The organism is Rhizobium sp. USDA 4016, assembly GCF_056279705.1.
The window spans coordinates 4,184,136-4,201,377 of sequence record NZ_JBWCCY010000004.1 but is presented as its reverse complement, the minus strand read 5'-3'; the positions used below and the strand labels follow the sequence as shown (position 1 = coordinate 4,201,377).

Annotated in this window: 14 protein-coding genes and 1 riboswitch; of the genes, 7 read left to right on the top strand and 7 right to left on the bottom strand. The window is 59.4% G+C overall.

What is annotated here, in order from left to right:
• Positions 1-43 precede the first annotated feature (43 nt).
• Complete coding sequence (locus tag ACZ9DP_RS36505; protein ID WP_476205292.1) at positions 44-1,204, top strand: ABC transporter permease; 1,161 nt, start codon at positions 44-46, stop codon at positions 1,202-1,204.
• A gap of 487 nt (positions 1,205-1,691) precedes the next feature.
• Here ACZ9DP_RS36505 and ACZ9DP_RS36500 read toward each other — a convergent pair whose 3' ends face one another.
• Both ACZ9DP_RS36500 and ACZ9DP_RS36495 read right to left on the bottom strand, forming a co-directional pair.
• The gene (locus ACZ9DP_RS36500; RefSeq protein WP_476205291.1) at positions 1,692-3,518 is read right to left on the bottom strand and encodes an ABC-F family ATP-binding cassette domain-containing protein; all 1,827 of its coding nucleotides are present in this window, start codon (positions 3,516-3,518) and stop codon (positions 1,692-1,694) included.
• Between the two features lie 3 nt (positions 3,519-3,521).
• Positions 3,522-4,172: a thiamine diphosphokinase gene (locus ACZ9DP_RS36495; RefSeq protein WP_476205290.1), complete on the bottom strand. Its 651-nt coding sequence runs from the start codon at positions 4,170-4,172 to the stop codon at positions 3,522-3,524.
• A gap of 96 nt (positions 4,173-4,268) precedes the next feature.
• Positions 4,269-4,382, top strand: a riboswitch (TPP riboswitch).
• Between the two features lie 48 nt (positions 4,383-4,430).
• Between ACZ9DP_RS36495 and thiB the strand changes: the two genes are divergently transcribed.
• The 4 genes from thiB to ACZ9DP_RS36475 all read left to right on the top strand — a co-directional run bounded on the left by thiB (position 4,431) and on the right by ACZ9DP_RS36475 (position 9,593).
• On the top strand, positions 4,431-5,453 hold the full coding sequence (gene thiB / locus ACZ9DP_RS36490; protein ID WP_074070008.1) for a thiamine ABC transporter substrate binding subunit: 1,023 nt from the start codon (positions 4,431-4,433) through the stop codon (positions 5,451-5,453).
• Complete coding sequence (thiP, locus tag ACZ9DP_RS36485; RefSeq protein WP_476205289.1) at positions 5,453-7,090, top strand: thiamine/thiamine pyrophosphate ABC transporter permease ThiP; 1,638 nt, start codon at positions 5,453-5,455, stop codon at positions 7,088-7,090. The genes thiB and thiP overlap by 1 nt, the downstream gene beginning before the upstream one ends.
• Positions 7,077-7,796, top strand: coding sequence for a thiamine ABC transporter ATP-binding protein (locus ACZ9DP_RS36480; protein ID WP_194728445.1), 720 nt, complete (start codon positions 7,077-7,079; stop codon positions 7,794-7,796). The genes thiP and ACZ9DP_RS36480 overlap by 14 nt, the downstream gene beginning before the upstream one ends.
• A 252-nt stretch (positions 7,797-8,048) precedes the next feature.
• A complete protein-coding gene (locus ACZ9DP_RS36475; protein WP_092586641.1) occupies positions 8,049-9,593 on the top strand; it encodes a M48 family metalloprotease in 1,545 nt (514 codons plus the stop codon).
• Between the two features lie 51 nt (positions 9,594-9,644).
• Here the strand turns inward: ACZ9DP_RS36475 and ACZ9DP_RS36470 are convergent, their stop codons facing one another.
• From ACZ9DP_RS36470 to ACZ9DP_RS36450, 5 genes are all read right to left on the bottom strand, one after another.
• The gene (locus tag ACZ9DP_RS36470; RefSeq protein WP_022717472.1) at positions 9,645-10,508 is read right to left on the bottom strand and encodes an RNA polymerase factor sigma-32; all 864 of its coding nucleotides are present in this window, start codon (positions 10,506-10,508) and stop codon (positions 9,645-9,647) included.
• A 370-nt stretch (positions 10,509-10,878) separates the two neighbouring features.
• Positions 10,879-11,451 carry a CarD family transcriptional regulator gene (locus ACZ9DP_RS36465; RefSeq protein WP_022717473.1) on the bottom strand — a complete coding sequence of 191 codons (573 nt, stop codon included), beginning with the start codon at positions 11,449-11,451 and terminating at the stop codon, positions 10,879-10,881.
• A 399-nt stretch (positions 11,452-11,850) separates the two neighbouring features.
• Positions 11,851-12,189: a ferredoxin FdxA gene (gene fdxA, locus ACZ9DP_RS36460; protein WP_028739996.1), complete on the bottom strand. Its 339-nt coding sequence runs from the start codon at positions 12,187-12,189 to the stop codon at positions 11,851-11,853.
• A gap of 194 nt (positions 12,190-12,383) precedes the next feature.
• Complete coding sequence (locus ACZ9DP_RS36455; RefSeq protein ID WP_476205288.1) at positions 12,384-12,788, bottom strand: RNA-binding S4 domain-containing protein; 405 nt, start codon at positions 12,786-12,788, stop codon at positions 12,384-12,386.
• A 3-nt stretch (positions 12,789-12,791) separates the two neighbouring features.
• On the bottom strand, positions 12,792-15,854 hold the full coding sequence (locus ACZ9DP_RS36450) for a helicase-related protein (protein WP_074070013.1): 3,063 nt from the start codon (positions 15,852-15,854) through the stop codon (positions 12,792-12,794).
• A gap of 787 nt (positions 15,855-16,641) precedes the next feature.
• On the opposite strand from ACZ9DP_RS36450, the gene ACZ9DP_RS36445 reads away from it, so the two are divergent.
• Both ACZ9DP_RS36445 and ACZ9DP_RS36440 read left to right on the top strand, forming a co-directional pair.
• On the top strand, positions 16,642-16,797 hold the full coding sequence (locus tag ACZ9DP_RS36445; protein ID WP_022717477.1) for a DUF3309 family protein: 156 nt from the start codon (positions 16,642-16,644) through the stop codon (positions 16,795-16,797).
• A gap of 26 nt (positions 16,798-16,823) precedes the next feature.
• Positions 16,824-17,090 (top strand): YMGG-like glycine zipper-containing protein, encoded by a 267-nt coding sequence (locus tag ACZ9DP_RS36440; protein ID WP_074070015.1) that lies wholly within the window; start codon positions 16,824-16,826, stop codon positions 17,088-17,090.
• Positions 17,091-17,242: the final 152 nt, after the last annotated feature.

Sequence of the window (17,242 nt, the reverse complement as noted above, 5' to 3'; positions counted from 1 at the left end):
GCTTCGATCCTTGCGCGCGCATCGCTCGCGCAGTGTACTTACCATGTTAGGCATCATTATCGGCGTCGCTGCTGTCGTCGTGATGATTGCCATCGGCAGCGGCGCCCGTCAGCGCATCGAAGCCCAAATTCGTAGCCTCGGCGCCAATCTCATTAGCATTAGCCCAGGCAGCGCAAAAATGGGCAGCGTTCGACTTGGCAGCGGCGCGGCGCCACGATTGAGCGAAGAGGATGCCGATGCAGTCGCTGAGGAAATTCCCGGCGTGCTGGCCGCGGCGCCGCTGCTTAATGCCAGAGTGCAGTTCACGATCGGTGCATCCAATTGGCAAGGCGCGCTTCGCGGCATCACGCCGGAATACTTCGTCGCACGCGAATGGCGCGTGAGCGGCGGGCGAGAGATGACGCCGGAGGACAACAAGCGTGCCGCCAACGTAGCGCTCCTCGGGGTGACGATGCGCGAAAAGCTGTTTGGCGAAACAGACCCGTTGGGCGCGACGATCCGCATCCGCGATGTACCGTTCACCGTGATCGGACTGCTTGAGCGCAAGGGCCAAAGCGTATGGGGCGACGATCAGGATGATATTGCGATGGTACCATTGAGGACGGCGCGACGGCAGTTTGTCGGAACGAGTCGTGCCAATCCCACTCTCGTGCACAACATCACCGTCAAGTTCGCAGACTGGGCCTCTGCCGAGGAGACCATGGATGCGGTGCGCGAGCTGCTGTGGCAACGCCACCGGCTGCAGAAGGGTCAAGAAGACAGCTTCATGGTCAGCAATCTCGCCGAGGCAGCCGACGTCGAAGGCACCACCACACGGGTCGTATCGTTGCTGCTTTCGGCCGTGGCCTCTGTGTCGTTGGTCGTTGGCGGCATCGGCATCATGAACATCATGCTTGTCACGGTGACGGAGCGAACCCGCGAGATCGGACTGCGGCTTGCGGTCGGCGCCCGCCGAGGTGACATCCTCGCCCAGTTTCTCGTGGAGGCATTAACGCTCGCGCTGCTAGGCGGTATCCTTGGTTCGCTTGCCGGGATCGTGGCAGCAACGGCTATCGGCGCCCTTGCCCAATGGCCCGTTGTTATCGACCTCAGCGCGGTTCTACTCGCCGTCAGCTTTGCCGGCGGAGTCGGTATCTTCTTCGGCTACTACCCCGCTCGCAAAGCCGCACGGCTGCAACCGGTCGAGGCACTGCGTGCGGCGTGACACCACAGCTGACTGCGCCGACGAACGCTGGATTTTATCCTGCAGATTGTCCAGAAGGTGCAGTGCCTTTAAAAAACAGCCGGTCATCGATTGTCGCCCCGCCGCGGAAGCAAGGCGCGAAAAACGTCAGCGCAACAACCCAGTGCTTCTGTCATCTTCGTCGGAGACTCTGCTGTCCCCGACAATTTCACTGAATTTCTGGCGGGGTTGACGTCGGATTTAACGGGCGACGTGAATGAATGCTGTAGGAATATGCGGGACTGAGATGTTATGGGGGCGGGTTGGGCATTCACGTTATCGTTCAACCGCGAAACCAAAGCCGGCGTTCTTCCCGAAATCCCTCTACAAAGGCCCAGTCGAACAGACCGTTGGAAAAGCTGAAGCGCGTCAAACGTATCTCACTACGATGTGAGAAGACGGCAATAAATTTCGCCTCTTTCCTCGCAATCGCCGCAGGCTTCATCTTGATCAAATCCGTCCACACCGCCTAGCCCTCCAGCTCTTCGCGCAGCATCTCAAGCTCCAACCATTCTTCCTCCATCTTCGTCAGGCTGTCGCGCAGCTTTTCCATCTCCGCCGCAAGCCGGTTGAAGGTGGCAGTATCTTTGCTGAAGAGATCGGGATCGGCCATCTTTTCTTCGCGCCTGGCGATTTCAGCTTCTGCCTTGGCCATTTCCTTGGGCAGGGTTTCGAGCGCGAATTTCTGCTTGTAAGAGAGCTTGCCTTTGCCCTTCGAGGCATCTGCCACAGATGCAGCCGACTCAGCTTTCGGCTTCTCCGCGGCCTTTTCGATCTTCTTCCGCTCCTCCATTGCGCCCTTGCGCTGGGCAAGCATATCGGAATAGCCGCCGGCATATTCGATCCAGCGCCCATCAGGCGCGTCGGGGACGGCGGGCGCGATTGTCGAGGTCACCGTGCGGTCGAGGAAGTCGCGGTCGTGGCTCACGAGGATAACCGTGCCCGGGAAGCCGACGACGATTTCCTGCAGCAGGTCCAGCGTCTCGAGATCGAGGTCGTTGGTTGGTTCATCGAGGATCAGAAGGTTGGTCGGGCGCGCGAGGATGCGCGCCAGCATCAGCCGCGCGCGCTCACCGCCTGACAGGTTCCTGATCGGCGTGCGCGCCTGCTCCGGCTGGAAGAGGAACTCCTTCATGTAGCCGGTGACGTGCCGTTGCTCCCCGTTCACCAGCAGATTCTCGCCGCGCCCGTCGGTCAGGTAGTGCGCGAGCGTATCCTCCAGATTGAGATCTTCGCGCTTCTGGTCGAGCGTTGCAATCTCGAGATTGGTCCCGAGCTTCACCGTGCCACTGTCCGGCGAAAGCTGTCCCGTCAGCATCTTCAGAATCGTCGTCTTGCCCGCGCCGTTTGGTCCGACCAGACCGATGCAATCGCCGCGATGGACGCGGATTGAGAACGGCTCAACAATTTGACGGTCATCGAAAGTCTTGGTGATCTTTTCCGCTTCGATCACCAGCTTGCCGGATTCCTGCGCATCGGACACCGCAGCCTGCACGGTCCCCTGCGGCCCCTTGTGGCCACGATGCTGCGAGCGCATGGTCTGCAACTCGCCGAGGCGGCGCATGTTGCGCTTGCGCCGAGCGGTTACGCCATAGCGCAGCCAGTGCTCCTCGCGTTCGATCGCCTTGCCGAGCTTGTGCTGCTCCAGTTCTTCCGCCTCGAGCACCTGATCGCGCCAGGCTTCGAAATGGGCAAAGCCACGGTCGAGCCGCCGCGACATACCCCGGTCGAGCCAGACGGTCGCCGTGGACACCTTTTCGAGGAAACGGCGGTCGTGGGAAATCAGGACCAGCGCGCTGCGGCTTTTCTGAAGTTCGCCTTCCAGCCATTCAATGGTCGGAAGGTCGAGATGGTTCGTCGGCTCATCAAGCAGGAGAATATCCGGTTCAGGCGCCAGCACGCGGGCAAGCGCTGCGCGTCGCGCTTCGCCGCCGGAGAGGTTCTTCGGGTCCTCTTCGCCAGTAAGGCCGAGATGCGAGAGGAGGTAGCTCACGCGATAAGGATCATCGCCCGGCCCAAGACCGGCTTCCGCATAAGCCTGCACCGTCTTGAAACCGGCGAAATCCGGAGCCTGCTCCAAATAGCGCACCGTCGAGGATGGATGGCGGAAAACCTCGCCCGATTGCGCTTCAACGATGCCGGCCGCAATCTTCAGAAGGGTCGATTTGCCCGACCCGTTACGGCCGACCAGACAGATCTTATCGCCCGGCTCGACCTGCAGGGCCGCGCCGGCCAAGAGAGGCGTTCCGCCGAAGCTTAGGAAGATATCGTCGAGTTTCAGGATGGGAGGGGCCAAAAATCAGACTCCGGAAAAATCATAAGGGCGGGCCAGGACAATCGCCCGGCCGCTGCCGAGCGTAAAACGAACCTTGCCTTCCGCGACGTTGGAAATGGTGCGCGAGGAGCCGAAGGGCAAATGAAAATCGATGAGCGGATACCGGGCATTCTCGATGTAAAGACCATGCAGTTCGCTGAAGCCGGACACCGAAAACAGGCTGTTCCTCGGTAAATCGAGCTCAATTTTACCAGCGAGAAGCGGCACGGCCTCCTCCGTTCCGGAAGTCAACAGAATGTCGAAACCCTGTTCGGCAAGGCTGACGGCGTAAAGCAGGAGCTGCAGCGCGTGGTCCGAGCGCTCGCCACTGAGCGCACCGGCAAGGACAAGTCGCCGTGCGCCGCGCGCAATCGCCTCCGACACGGCGATTTCACCATCCGTTGCGGCCTTGGCGGCCGGGTAGGGCTGTTTCGGGACATGCGGAAATGCGTCCTCCAGATCCGGCGGCGTCGAGTCGAAATCCCCGACCCAAAGCTCCGGCACCACGCCAAGCGCTGCTGCATGCCGCATACCGCCGTCGGCGGCGATGAAGCGGCTGCCTGAAACGGCAGAACGCAGGCGCTCGGTCAGGGCGAGTTCGCCGCCGAGCAGGATCGTGAAAGTGGATTGGCTCATGGCATTGCCCATAGCGCAAAGCAGGGGCCAAGGGAAAGGGGCTACGGTCAGCGCGCTTCGCCCTTGTCATAAAGCCTTCATGGCGATACATCTGCCGACGCTCTAACGGGGTGCCTGGATGTCCGCAAGGATACCGGCTGAGAGGCATCGAGCCAACCCGCGGAACCTGATCCGGTTAACACCGGCGGAGGGATTAGACGCGTGACATTCGGCAACGCCCTTTTCCCCTTCAAAAGAAACTCAAGAAGGAGGCGCACCATGTCCGGCCGCACATCGATCATCTCTTCGCTGACCGCAGCATTTTTCGCCGCGACGCTCGGCTTGTCTGCCGCGCACGGCGCGGAAAAGACGCTCACCATATACACTTACGAAAGTTTCACGTCCGAATGGGGACCCGGGCCGAAGGTCAAGGACGCTTTCGAGAAGACATGCGGCTGCACGGTCAATTTCGTCAGCGTCGCCGATGGCGTCGCCCTGCTTTCGCGCTTGAAGCTCGAGGGAGCTTCCACCAAGGCTGACGTCGTCCTCGGTATCGACACGAACCTCGTCACCGAAGCCAAGGAGACCGGCCTGTTCGACGCAAGTGGCGTCGATGTCGGCGCGCTGAAGGTGCCGGGCGGCTTCGTGGACGATGTCTTCGTTCCCTACGACTACGGTCACTTCGCGATCATCTATGATACGCAAACGATCAAGGACCCGCCTCAGAGCATGAAGGATCTGGTCGAAGGTGATCCTTCGCAGAAGATCGTCATCGAAGATCCGCGAACCTCGACGCCGGGCCTCGGCCTGCTGCTCTGGGTCAAATCCATTTACGGCGACAAGGCGCCGGAAGCCTGGGGCAAACTCAAGAACCGCATCCTGACGGTCACGCCCGGCTGGTCCGAGGCCTATGGCCTGTTCACCAAGGGCGAGGCGCCGATGGTGCTGTCTTATACCACATCCCCTGCCTATCACATGGTGACTGAGAATACCGATCGCTACCAGGCCGCAGCCTTCTCGGAAGGCCACTATATCCAGATCGAAGTCGCGGGCCTTTTGAAGAATGCGCAGGACAAGGATCTTGCCCGCGACTTCCTGAAATTCATGATAACGCCCGGCTTCCAGGATACCATCCCGACGAACAACTGGATGATGCCCGTTTCCGCAACCTCCAAGCCGCTGCCGGATGCCTTTAGCAAGCTCGTCAATCCGGCCAAGACCTTCCTGATGAGCTCCGACGAGGTCGCCAGAAGCCGCAAGGCCTGGATCGACGAGTGGCTTGCGGCGATGAGCATGAACTGATGCTGCAGACCGCAGCCGAACGGCAGCGTGCATTGACCGGCGGGGCGATCAGCCTCGCCGCCGTCACGTTGTTTGTCGGACTTGCAGCGTTCTCGTTGCTTTTTGCCGGAGGCGGCGCTGCCATCGTCGGCATTCTTTTCGATCCTTATATTCTGCGTGTGCTGCGCTTCACGCTGCTGCAGGCGCTGCTTTCGACCGCACTTTCCATCGTCTTCGCGATTTCGGTCGCACGCGCGCTCGCTCGCCAGCCGCATTTTCTAGGGCGCATCTGGATCATCCGCCTGATGGCGGTTCCTATGGGGCTGCCGGTTCTGATCGGCGCACTCGGCTTGATCGGGATATGGGGCAGGCAGGGGTTGTTGAACTCGCTTATGATGAAGATCGGGCTTGACGAACCGGTGAGCATCTATGGGCTAACCGGCATTCTTCTCGCCCATGTCTTCTTCAACCTGCCGCTTGCCTGCCGCCTGATGCTTGCAGGTCTCGAACGCGTGCCCGCCGAATACTGGCTGATGGCAAGCGGCCTCGGCATGCGGCCCCGCTCGGTCTTCCGCTTCATTGAATGGCCGGCGATCCGCCCGCTCATTCCTGGGATAGCCGGATTGATCTTCATGCTCTGCGCCACCAGCTTCACGTTGGTGCTAACCCTCGGTGGCGGCCCGGCAGCAACCACGATCGAGGTCGCGATCTACCAGTCGCTCCGTTTCGATTTCGACCCCGGCCGCGCAATCGCGTTGTCGCTCCTGCAGATCGCGCTGACGGCGATGATTCTCGGCGCGATGGCACTTTTTCCGCCTGCCGGAGACGAGGGCCTGACCGAAGGCAGAGACATCAAGCGGCTTGATGGCAAAAGGCAATGTGCCAGATTGGCCGACAGTCTGCTCTTGCTGATCGCCGTGCTCTTCCTCGGCCTCCCGCTTGTGTCGATCATCGCCGCCGGGTTGCACGCCGATCTCATAAAGCTGCTGCAGGAGCCGATCTTCTGGCAGTCAGCCGGGATGAGCTTGGCGATCTCGCTTTCGGCCGCTCTGCTCTCGATCGTCCTTTCGATGGCCATGATTCGTGCCCGGCATGCAATCTTATCGAAGCGGCGGCGCGGAGTTACCGACAGGTCCTTTTTCACAGCCATGGGCGGTGCTTCATCGATGGTCCTGCTCGTGCCTCCAATCGTACTCGCAACCGGGTGGTTCATGGCACTGCGGCCTTTCGGCGATGCGACGCGCTTTGCAGCCGTACTCGTCGTTCTCATCAATATGCTCATGGCACTTCCCTTTGTCATGCGCGTACTGGAGCCGGCCTATATTGTGCATCAGCGCCGGACGCAGAAACTGGCCGCAAGCCTGGGTATTGCGCGCGCGGCTCGATTGAGATTGATCGATTGGCCGGGCTTGAAGAAGCCGCTGCTCACCGCCTTGTCGTTCGCCATGGCGCTCTCGCTCGGCGATCTCGGGGCCGTTGCTCTCTTCGGCTCTGAAGGTTTTGTCACATTGCCCTGGCTCGTCTACAGCCGCATGGGCAGCTACCGGACGAATGATGCCGACGGCCTTGCGCTGATCCTCGGCATCATTTGCCTGCTGCTGACAATCGCCGGAACAGCGGGCCAGCCGACACGGGAGAATGGCGATGGCGATCGCTGATCAAGACGAGATCGAAATGCAGGACGTGCGCCTGATGCTCGGCACGCACGCTTTCCATTTCGATTGCCGCCTGCCGGCTGGCCGGGTCGTCGCGGTGAGCGGCCCTTCCGGCGCCGGGAAGTCAACCTTTCTCAACCTGCTTGCCGGTTTTGAAAGACCCGACAGCGGCCGCATTCTGATGCACGGCGCCGATGTGACGGCCGCCTATCCGGCGGAACGTCCGATCTCTGTCGTCTTCCAGGACAACAATCTCTTTGCCCATCTTGATATCTTCACCAATGTCGGCCTGGGGATCGATCCGGCGTTGAAGCTTGCCGCCGAAGACCGGAGAAAAATTTCCCAAGCGCTTGAGAAGGTCGGCCTCGCCAATTTCGAAAGGCGCATGCCCGCAACGCTTTCCGGTGGAGAGCGGCAGCGAGCCGCATTTGCGCGGGCGCTGGTGCGAAAGCGCGCCGTTCTGCTTTTGGATGAACCTTTTGCAGCACTTGACCCGGGCTTGCGCGCAGGCATGGCCGAACTGCTGCTTGGTTTGCACATGGAAACCGAAAACACGGTGATCATGGTTTCGCACGATCCCGACGAGGTGCGCCGGATCGCCGATTACGGTGTCTTTATCGATAAAGGCGCGATCGTTCTTGCCGCGCCACTCACCGAGTATCTCGCGCGGGAAGATATGCCCGCGCTAAGGCGATTTCTGCACGGTTGACGAATCTCATACTTGCGATGGCACTTTCGCCACAATTTCATCCGAGCGAAAGATCGCCCTAACGACGCCACGCTTGCTAAAATACAACGGCGCTACAATTAAACAGAGTCTCGCTATGCAACCGATGCGGAAATCAGTTACAGCAATGGCTTGTGTCTTCCCGCTGTGCAGTGCGAGAACCGGGATGGACGACTGTTGAACCCCGTTGGAAGCGGCCGGATCGGACATGCGGTAAACCGGCCGAAAAGCAAGATGACTCGGAGAGCCAGACTGGACAGCATGACGACGTGGAAACGCCCCGCGCCCTCCAGTAACGTGCTTTCTGCGCCATACCGGTGGAGCCGCCATGCGCTGCTGGTGTCTGCGGCCGCGGTCGCGCTCAATGGCTGCCAGTCGATTCTCGAGCAATCCTATCAGCCGACGGTCTCGCCCTCTGCCAGCCCGCAGATCGTCGATGAAGTCCAGAAGAACGATCCGCGTGCCGCCATGGGCGCGCGCGAACATCCGCGTATCGTTGCAAGCTACGGCGGCGAATACAAGGACGCCAAGACTGAACGCCTCGTTGCGCGCATTGCCGGTGCGCTAACGGCGGTTTCGGAGAATCCGAGCCAGTCCTACCGAATCACGATTTTGAATTCGCCGGCAATCAACGCTTTCGCGCTGCCGGGCGGCTATCTCTATGTGACCCGTGGTCTGCTGGCGCTTGCCAACGACGCTTCCGAAGTCGCGGCTGTTCTTTCGCATGAAATGGGTCACGTTACGGCCAATCACGGCATCGAACGCCAGAAGCGCGAAGAGGCGGAGGTCATCGCAAGCCGCGTCGTCGCCGAAGTTTTGTCGAGCGACATCGCCGGCAAGCAGGCGCTTGCCCGCGGCAAGCTGCGTCTCGCCGCCTTCTCGCGCCAGCAGGAACTGCAGGCCGATGTGATCGGCGTGCGCATGCTCGGTGAAGCGGGCTACGATCCTTACGCCGCCACTCGCTTCCTCGATTCCATGGCGGCCTATAGCCGCTTCATGTCCGCCGATCCTGAGGCCGACCAAAGCCTGGACTTCCTTTCGAGCCACCCGAACTCGGTGCAGCGTATCGAGCTTGCGCGCGATCACGCCCGCGCCTTCGGCCAGGAGGGGACGGTCGGAGACAAGGGCCGGGGCTATTATCTCGATGGCATCGACGGTCTTCTCTATGGCGACAGTCCGGAGGAAGGCTATGTTCGTGGCCAGACCTTCCTGCACGGTGGTCTCGGCATTCGCTTCGACGTGCCGCCGGATTTCAGCATCGACAATAAAGTCGAAGCCGTCATGGCAACCGGTCCGGGAGACGTGGCGATCCGCTTCGACGGGGTTGCCGACAACGACAACCAAAGCTTGACGAACTACATATCGAGCGGCTGGGTCACCGGCCTCGATCCTTCGACGATCCGGCCGATCACCGTCAACGGCATGGAAGCGGCAACGGCCCGTGCAACCGCGGATCGCTGGGATTTCGACGTGACCGTGGTGCGCAACAATTCGCAGATCTTCCGCTTCCTGACCGCCGTTCCAAAGGGCAGTGCCGTCCTGCAGCAGACAGCAGACGTGCTGCGCGCCAGCTTCCGCCGCATGACACCGCAGGAAGCGGCAACGCTGAAGCCTCTGAGAATCCGCGTCATCAGCGTCCGTCCCGGCGAAAACGTCGCAACGCTGGCGGCCCGAATGCTGGGCACGGATCGTAAGCTCGACCTCTTCAAACTGATCAATGCCCTGCCAACTGGCGGCACGGTCTCGCCCGGCGACCGCGTGAAAATCATTTCCGAATAAAAAGAACCCGGCTTTCGCCGGGCCAGTTTGTGCTGCTGGAAGTAAGAGTTTTTAGGCGTGAGCCGCCATATGGGGATCTGCGCTCACCAGCGCGCTGCGCAACTTTTCCATGGCGCGGCTTTCGATCTGGCGAACGCGTTCCTTCGAAATTCCGAGATCGGCGCCGAGTTCCTCGAGCGTCGCACCTTCTTCGGCAAGGCGGCGTGCCGCAATGATCTTCATCTCGCGCTCATTGAGATGTTTCAGCGCCGATGTCAGCCAGATACGGCGACGTTCGCCATCAATCATGTTGGAAACCTGCTCATCCGGCAACGGATCGTCGCTGACAAGGAAATCCATCTTCTCGGCGCTGTCGGCATCGCCGGAAACCGAAGGCGCCTGCAGCGAGGCGTCATTGCCGGAAAGGCGCGCATCCATCGTCTGGACGTCGGCGAGGCTGACACCGAGGGCAGCCGCGATCTCCTGATGGATGGATTGAAGGGTGAGATGCGAGTCGCCTCTGGCAAGTTTGGCGCGCAGGCGACGCAGATTGAAGAAGAGAGCCTTTTGGGCGGAGCTCGTACCGCCGCGGACAATCGACCAGTTGCGCAGGATGTAATCCTGGATCGACGCGCGAATCCACCAGCTTGCGTAGGTAGAGAAGCGCACCTCGCGCTCCGGCTCAAAGCGGGCGGCCGCTTCCAGCAGGCCAACATAACCTTCCTGGACAAGATCGCTCATCGGCAGACCGAAATTGCGAAACTTGCCCGCCATCGAAATGACGAGGCGCATGTGAGCCATCGCGATCTGGTTGCGGGCACCGCGATCCTCATTGTCCTTCCAGCGAATAGCGAGATCATGTTCTTCTTCGCGAGCAAGATAGGGAGCCGCCATGGCGATTTTGATCATGCGCCGGTCTGCAGACATGTTCTTCATAATCGGTCTCCTAAAAATCAGGCCTCGTGCCCTTGAAAGAAAACAATCAGGTTACTCCCGGACCAAAGCTGCCCGGATCAATCCAGCGTGTGAATGCATAAAGGCCCCGCTCCTGGATTTTTCAGGAGGAGGCCCTATCTCTTTGTCGCAGGTAAGGTTGGACCCGTTTCTTCAAGTTGCCGGCCTGGCAAATTGTGGAAGGCATGATCCGCTCCTCATCGAACGTTGACAGGAATGCGAACGTTCGATCAGGCAGATATTTCCCGATGCAATCCGCACGTACAGTGTCTAAACGCGGCTGGCCGGAAAAAGTTCCACAAAAAAACCCGGCTCGCAGGCCGGGCTTTTTGTTAAGGAAAACAATGCAGTATTAAGCGGCTTCGTCCTGCGAATCGTCTTCTTCGATTGCCTTGCCGCGCTTCGGACCCTTGTTGAGATTCATCTCGACGAGACGGACGGCTTCGGTTTCCGACATCTTGTTCACTGCGGCGATTTCGCGCGCCATGCGATCGAGCGCCGCTTCATAGAGCTGACGCTCGGAATAGGATTGCTCGGGCTGATTTTCAGCGCGATAGAGGTCGCGAACGACCTCTGCGATGGAAATCAGGTCACCGGAGTTGATCTTGGCATCATACTCCTGCGCACGGCGGGACCACATGGTACGCTTGACACGTGCCTTACCCTGCACGACCTTCAGGGCGCGCTCGACGAAATCGGTTTCCGAGAGCTTGCGCATGCCGATGCTCATTGCCTTGGCAACCGGAACTTTCAAGCGCATCTTGTCCTTCTCGAAATCGATAACGAAAAGCTCGAGCTTCATGCCGGCGACTTCTTGCTCTTCGATAGCAGTGATGTTACCGACGCCGTGAGCGGGGTATACGATCGATTCACCGGTCTTGAAGCCATGGCGTGCTGCTGAAGGTTTTTTCTGCTGGGTCGTCATACTAATCAAAAACTCCCTGTTACGCGTCCGGCAGCGGCCGGAGCCGGGTCAGTCAGGCCCGGATGAGACGGATCAGCTCCGTCGGGTGACTTCACTCTGGTCCCACCAGACAGAAGCAAAAGATCTCCTTGCGCGCGATCAATGATCGAACAGCTCAAGGCGTTGATATCTCACGGGGAACCGCGTACGGATTTCTTTTGCTTTCGTGATGGTTTTGGGCACGCTTCGTGCCTCAAATGGATCAGTGTGGCAAACCTATCATAAAAATATGAGGAAATCAATAATTTGCTTAACGTGAGTCATGTGGGCAACACATGGCACCCATATGAGCAGAGCATCTTATAAACGTTTACGCCCGCCTTCGGCTCCGATTTCGAGGCTACGCCGGCAAAATGATCATCAATCGCCGGAACCGGGTTTTTCGCTGAAGTACTTCTCGAACTTGCCGGCCTCTCCGTCCATTTCCTTGGCTTCCGCCATCGGTTCTTTCTTGACGGTGATGTTGGGCCAGCTGCTGGCGTATTCAGCATTGATCTTGAGCCACTTGTCGAGCCCAGGCTCGGTATCCGGCTTGATGGCCTCGGCGGGACATTCCGGTTCGCAGACACCGCAGTCGATGCACTCATCCGGGTGGATGACGAGGAAATTTTCGCCCTCATAGAAGCAGTCGACAGGGCAGACTTCCACGCAGTCGGTATATTTGCAGCGAATGCAATTGTCGGTCACGACATAGGTCATGAAGAACTCCAGGATTTTCACGCAAGCGGGGCCGGGCAACCTGGAACGTCGCGCCTTTCCCCTGGCCGGAGGACAGCGTGGACAGGCTTGGGAGGCAAGCACACTGTCCGGCAAGTTGACTGTCACGTATCGGCTTTGTGGTCGAATTTCAAGAATAAACGATCTGTCGATCAGGGCCTGATGGACAGAGTTTTCTAATCCTCGTCCGACATCAGCCTATCGACTGCGCGCCGCTCCTTTTTCGTCGGCCGGCCGGCGCCCGTCGAACGGATGGCCTGCTCGTAGGGCGTGAGACGTTTTGTCTCACCCTGGGGCGGCGTCAGATCATCGTAAAGCAGTTTTGCCTCTTCGAAGGGCCCACGCCTCTCGCCTGATGCCTTCACGATCAGAACCACATCCCGGCGATCCAGCTTAAGATCGACACGGTCACCCGCCTTCACGGTCTGGCTGGGTTGTTGGACGCGCTCGCCATTGATGCGAACGTGGCCTGACTGGATGTGGCCTTGCGCCAGAGAGCGAGATTTCACCATGCGCGTGAAAAACAGCCACTTGTCGATGCGCTGACGCGAACCGCTTCCTGGCTGTGTCTCCCCGCTCATCGGCTACTTCTTCATCTGCTCCTTCAAGGCAGCGAGCTTTGCGAAAGGAGAATCCGGATCGATCGGCTTTTCCTTGCGCGGCGCCTTTGCCTCGAAGCGCAACGGCTGCGAGCCGTTGCGATTGTTGTTGCGGTCGTTGCGATCCTTGCGGTCGCCGCGATCCTGACGATCGCCCCGCTGCTCGTTGCGATCGCCCCGAGCCTGGTGCGGCTTGCCGCCGTCGCGGCGTTTGCCGTCCCGGCCTTCGCCACGATTGCCTTCTGCGCCTTCACCCCCGCCGTGGCGGCGGTTGCCCTGCTGCTGACGGTCACCACCGCGGCGTTCCCCCGGACCGCGTGCTTGGCGATGATTGTCGTTGCGTCCGCCAAGACGCCACAAAAGGACAGGTTTCGGTTCGACAGGTTCAGCGGCTTCCGCAGATTCAGTCGCGGATGCTTCGCTCGCCGCGGGCTCGACAGCAGGTTTTTCTTCTGCAGCCGGCGCCACGGAAGCAGCTTCTTCCGATGTGCTGTCGGCATCGTCATGATCGGCTTTCTCGGCGGCCTCTTCCCCAGAGGTTTCGGCTGCCGGGGCAGCGGAAGCATCGTGGGCAGCAAGATGAGCTGCCGCATCCTCGGCCGTCACGGCATCGGCGCGATAGCCGAGGCCCTTGAGGATCTCTTCCATGTCCTCCAGCGTCGCGCCGAGGATCGAAAGCATCGCAGTGGTGGTCGTGAAGCGGCGGCCATCATAAGCGCCTTCCGGCCGGTTCGCCTGACCCGGCTTCCACTGCAGCAACGGGCGGATGATATCTGCAAGCCGCTCGAGAATATCGATGCGAACGGCACGCTTGCCGAGAAAACGGAAGCCGGCGAGCTTATAGAACGTGCGCTCGAAGCCCGGATCGGTCACGACGGACGTGCGGCCGGCAGCCAGCACCGGAATGAGGTCGCCATAGCCCGGTTTTTCGAGGCCGTCATTTTTCAAGGCCCAGAGCAGCGTGATGAGTTCAGCCGGAGCCGGCTTCAAAAGCGCAGGGACGAAAATGTGGTAGGCGCCGAAGCGAACACCATAACGGCGCATGGAGGCGCGCGCGTCCTGATCCAGCGACTTCACCTCTTCCGTCACATCGCGGCGGAAGAGCACGCCGAGATTTTCGACGAGCTGGAAGGCGAGGCCCTTGGCAAGGCCCTGTAGGTCTTCAGCACGCGAAAGATCATCGAGCGGCTTCAAAACCGTGCTGATATGGTGATTGACGAAGCGTTCGACGCGGGCTGCAACGTGCTCGCGCGCGTTGCCCGTCAGCTGTTCGTCGGCAAGCAGGATGACGCGAGGACGCATGACGTGCTCGCTGCCCGCAAGGCGCGCAACCGGATCGCCGATCCACCGGATGAGGCCGTCGGCGCTGATCGCCAGATCGCTGTTGCCCGCAGCATGGAGGCGCGCGGCGCGTGCCTCGAATTCCAGGGCAAGCGCCTTTTGCGATGCCGTTTGGATCGCCTTGGCGTCCGATCCGTCCGCACCCGAAATTGGGGTAAACCGGAACCCGGACAACTGCCCCACATGATGTCCTTCAACAAAGACATCGCCATTCACACTGATTTCAGCTTCCAGCATCGCATTCTCTCTCAGGCGCTTCATGAGCACAGATGTCCTGCGATCAACAAAGCGTTTCGTCAACCTTTCATGTAACGCATCGGACAATCGATCCTCGATTTCCCGCGTCTTTTCCTGCCAGTGTGTCGGATCGGCAAGCCATCCGGGCCGATTCGACACATAAGTCCATGTTCTTATCTGCGCGATTCGCGCCGAAAGCGTGTCAATTTCGCCATCCGTGCGATCGGCTCTCTGCACCTGCTCCGCGAGAAACTGCTCGTTCACCGTGCCATAGCGCACAAGATCGGAAAAGAGCGTCGAGATCAGGTCAGCATGCTGTGCAGGGGTGATACGCCGATAATCAGGCAGTGCGCAAGTTTCCCAAAGCTTCTCCACGCGCTGCGGATTTGTAGCCAGATCTATGATTTCGGGATAGCGCGTCAGATGCTCAAGCGCTTGCTGGTCGACGGCGGGCAAAGCCCGCGTCAAACCTTCAGCGCTCGGCGGACGTTCAAGACTCGCCCGCAATGATTGTATCGACGAGAAATCAAGCTCTTTCGTGCGCCACTGCAAGACCCTGACATTGTCGAACTCGTGCGCTTCTATCCGCTGCGCCAATTCCTCATCGAACGGCTGCACTTGGCCTGTTACCCCGAATGTACCGTCACGCACGTGGCGGCCGGCACGTCCGGCAACCTGGCCGAGTTCGGCAGGATTGAGATTGCGGAACTGATAGCCGTCGAACTTGCGGTCCTGCGCGAACGCCACGTGATCGACATCGAGATTGAGGCCCATGCCGATCGCATCGGTTGCGACGAGATATTCAACATCGCCGGCCTGATAAAGCGCAACTTGAGAATTTCGGGTGCGGGGACTGAGGGCACCGAGAACAACCGCAGCACCCCCTCGCTGGCGGCGGATCAATTCGGCAATGGCGTAGACCTCATCTGCCGAAAAGGCGACGATCACCGAGCGCTGAGGAAGACGGGTGATCTTCTTTTGACCCGCGTAGAAGAGGTGCGAAAGCCGCGGCCTCTCAACGACCGTGATGCCCGGCAGGAGCTGCTGCAGGATCGGCCGCATCGTGTCGGCGCCTAGAAGCAGCGTTTCGTCGCGGCCCCGCAAATGGAAAATACGGTCGGTGAAGATGTGGCCGCGCTCAAGGTCTCCTGCAAGCTGGACCTCATCGATCGCGACAAAGGCGGCCTTGGTTTCGCGCGGCATGGCTTCGACCGTGCAAACCGAAAAGCGCGCAGTCGGCGGCGAGATCTTCTCCTCGCCGGTCACGAGGGCGACATTCTGCACGCCCACCTTTTCGACGACACGCGTATAGACTTCACGTGCCAGCAAACGCAGCGGCAGGCCGATCACGCCGGTGCCGTGGGCTACCATGCGCTCGATGGCGTAATGGGTCTTGCCGGTATTGGTAGGGCCGAGCACCGCGGTCACGCCGCGCCCGCTCAGTATCATGGGCTGCGATGTCAGTGTCATTGTCCATGCAAGTGAGGCGGGGGAGCCTCGGGGTCAAGTGCGCTCCGTTCCCGAAGCAGACAACACATGGACAGCCGGCCGGCTAAACGCAAGAGCCGTCTTCTAAAATCAGCTGCAAACTTGATTCAGGAAATGCCGCTAAGTGACTGTTTTAAGATTCGGAACAGCGCGAGAACGAATCAGCGACGAATCGGTGACTCGCGGTGATTCAGCTTTTGTTCACGGCTACGTATTGGTTTTGAATCGGTTTTTCCTACTAGATGCTGAATCGGCATCAGGCGCTGGATAGCTCGAAATGCCGCTCGCGTTAACGTTCATTGCCGAGAGCGAACATGGACGAGAAACAGCTGGGAAAACTGCCCGGAATTGATGCTGCGGCCCGAAGCCGGAACGATCGGCGGCGAACCGCAAAGGCAACGTTGCCTCCGGTTTCGGAAGCCGGATTCATATTCGACTAACGCTTCACGCGATCGCATTAACATTTCGATCAAATCCGGAACGAATCGCTGACGAATCAGCGACATCGCGATTTTCCCGGTTCGTTCACCGCAACATATTGTATTGAAATCGAATTTTAACCATAAAACCACTCCGAAGCGTTGGTCGCTCGGCACGGCCATCGGCGGTCCTTTTAACGATCGTCGCTTCTCTTGATCACCGTTCTTGATCCTCGTCCTAAGCAGAAAACCGCCGCCGCTTGCATATTGCGGAGCTTAGCCGGGAACAAAAATCGCGGATGCGTGTTTATTGTCCATTCGGACTCACGATGAGTTGAAGGAATCGCAACATGCTCGGAACGATACTTCTCATTATCCTTATTCTGCTTTTGATTGGTGCTCTCCCGAATTGGGGATACAGCCGTGGTTGGGGCTATGGACCTTCCGGGGGTTTGGGGCTAGTCCTCATCATCATAATTATCCTTGTCTTAATGGGCCGGATTTAACGGTTAGGTAACTGGGAGTGAAAGTCATGATGAAAAAAATTGCGATTGTAGCCGCCCTTGTAGGCGCCCTTGCATCCTGCACGCCGACGGAAAGAGGAACGGCCATTGGCGCTGGTACCGGCGCAATCATTGGCGGTGCTGTTAGCGACAGCTGGGGTGGCGCTGCAGTCGGTGCAGTTGCTGGCGGCCTTGCTGGTGCTCTTATCGGCCAGTCCGTGGAACGCCGCGGCTACTGCGTCTATCGCGACCGCTACGGCCGCCGCTACGAAGCACGCTGCCCGCGCAGTTACTAAGTATTGCCGTTTAAATGAATGCAACGGGCGCCTCGGCGCCCGTTTTTTGTTGCGTGTCGTCAACAGCATGTTGACGATCGGTCGCGAAAGTCAAATCTACTCTACCATAGGGATGAGGCGCATATTCCTTCCATAACACGGCAACAATTGCC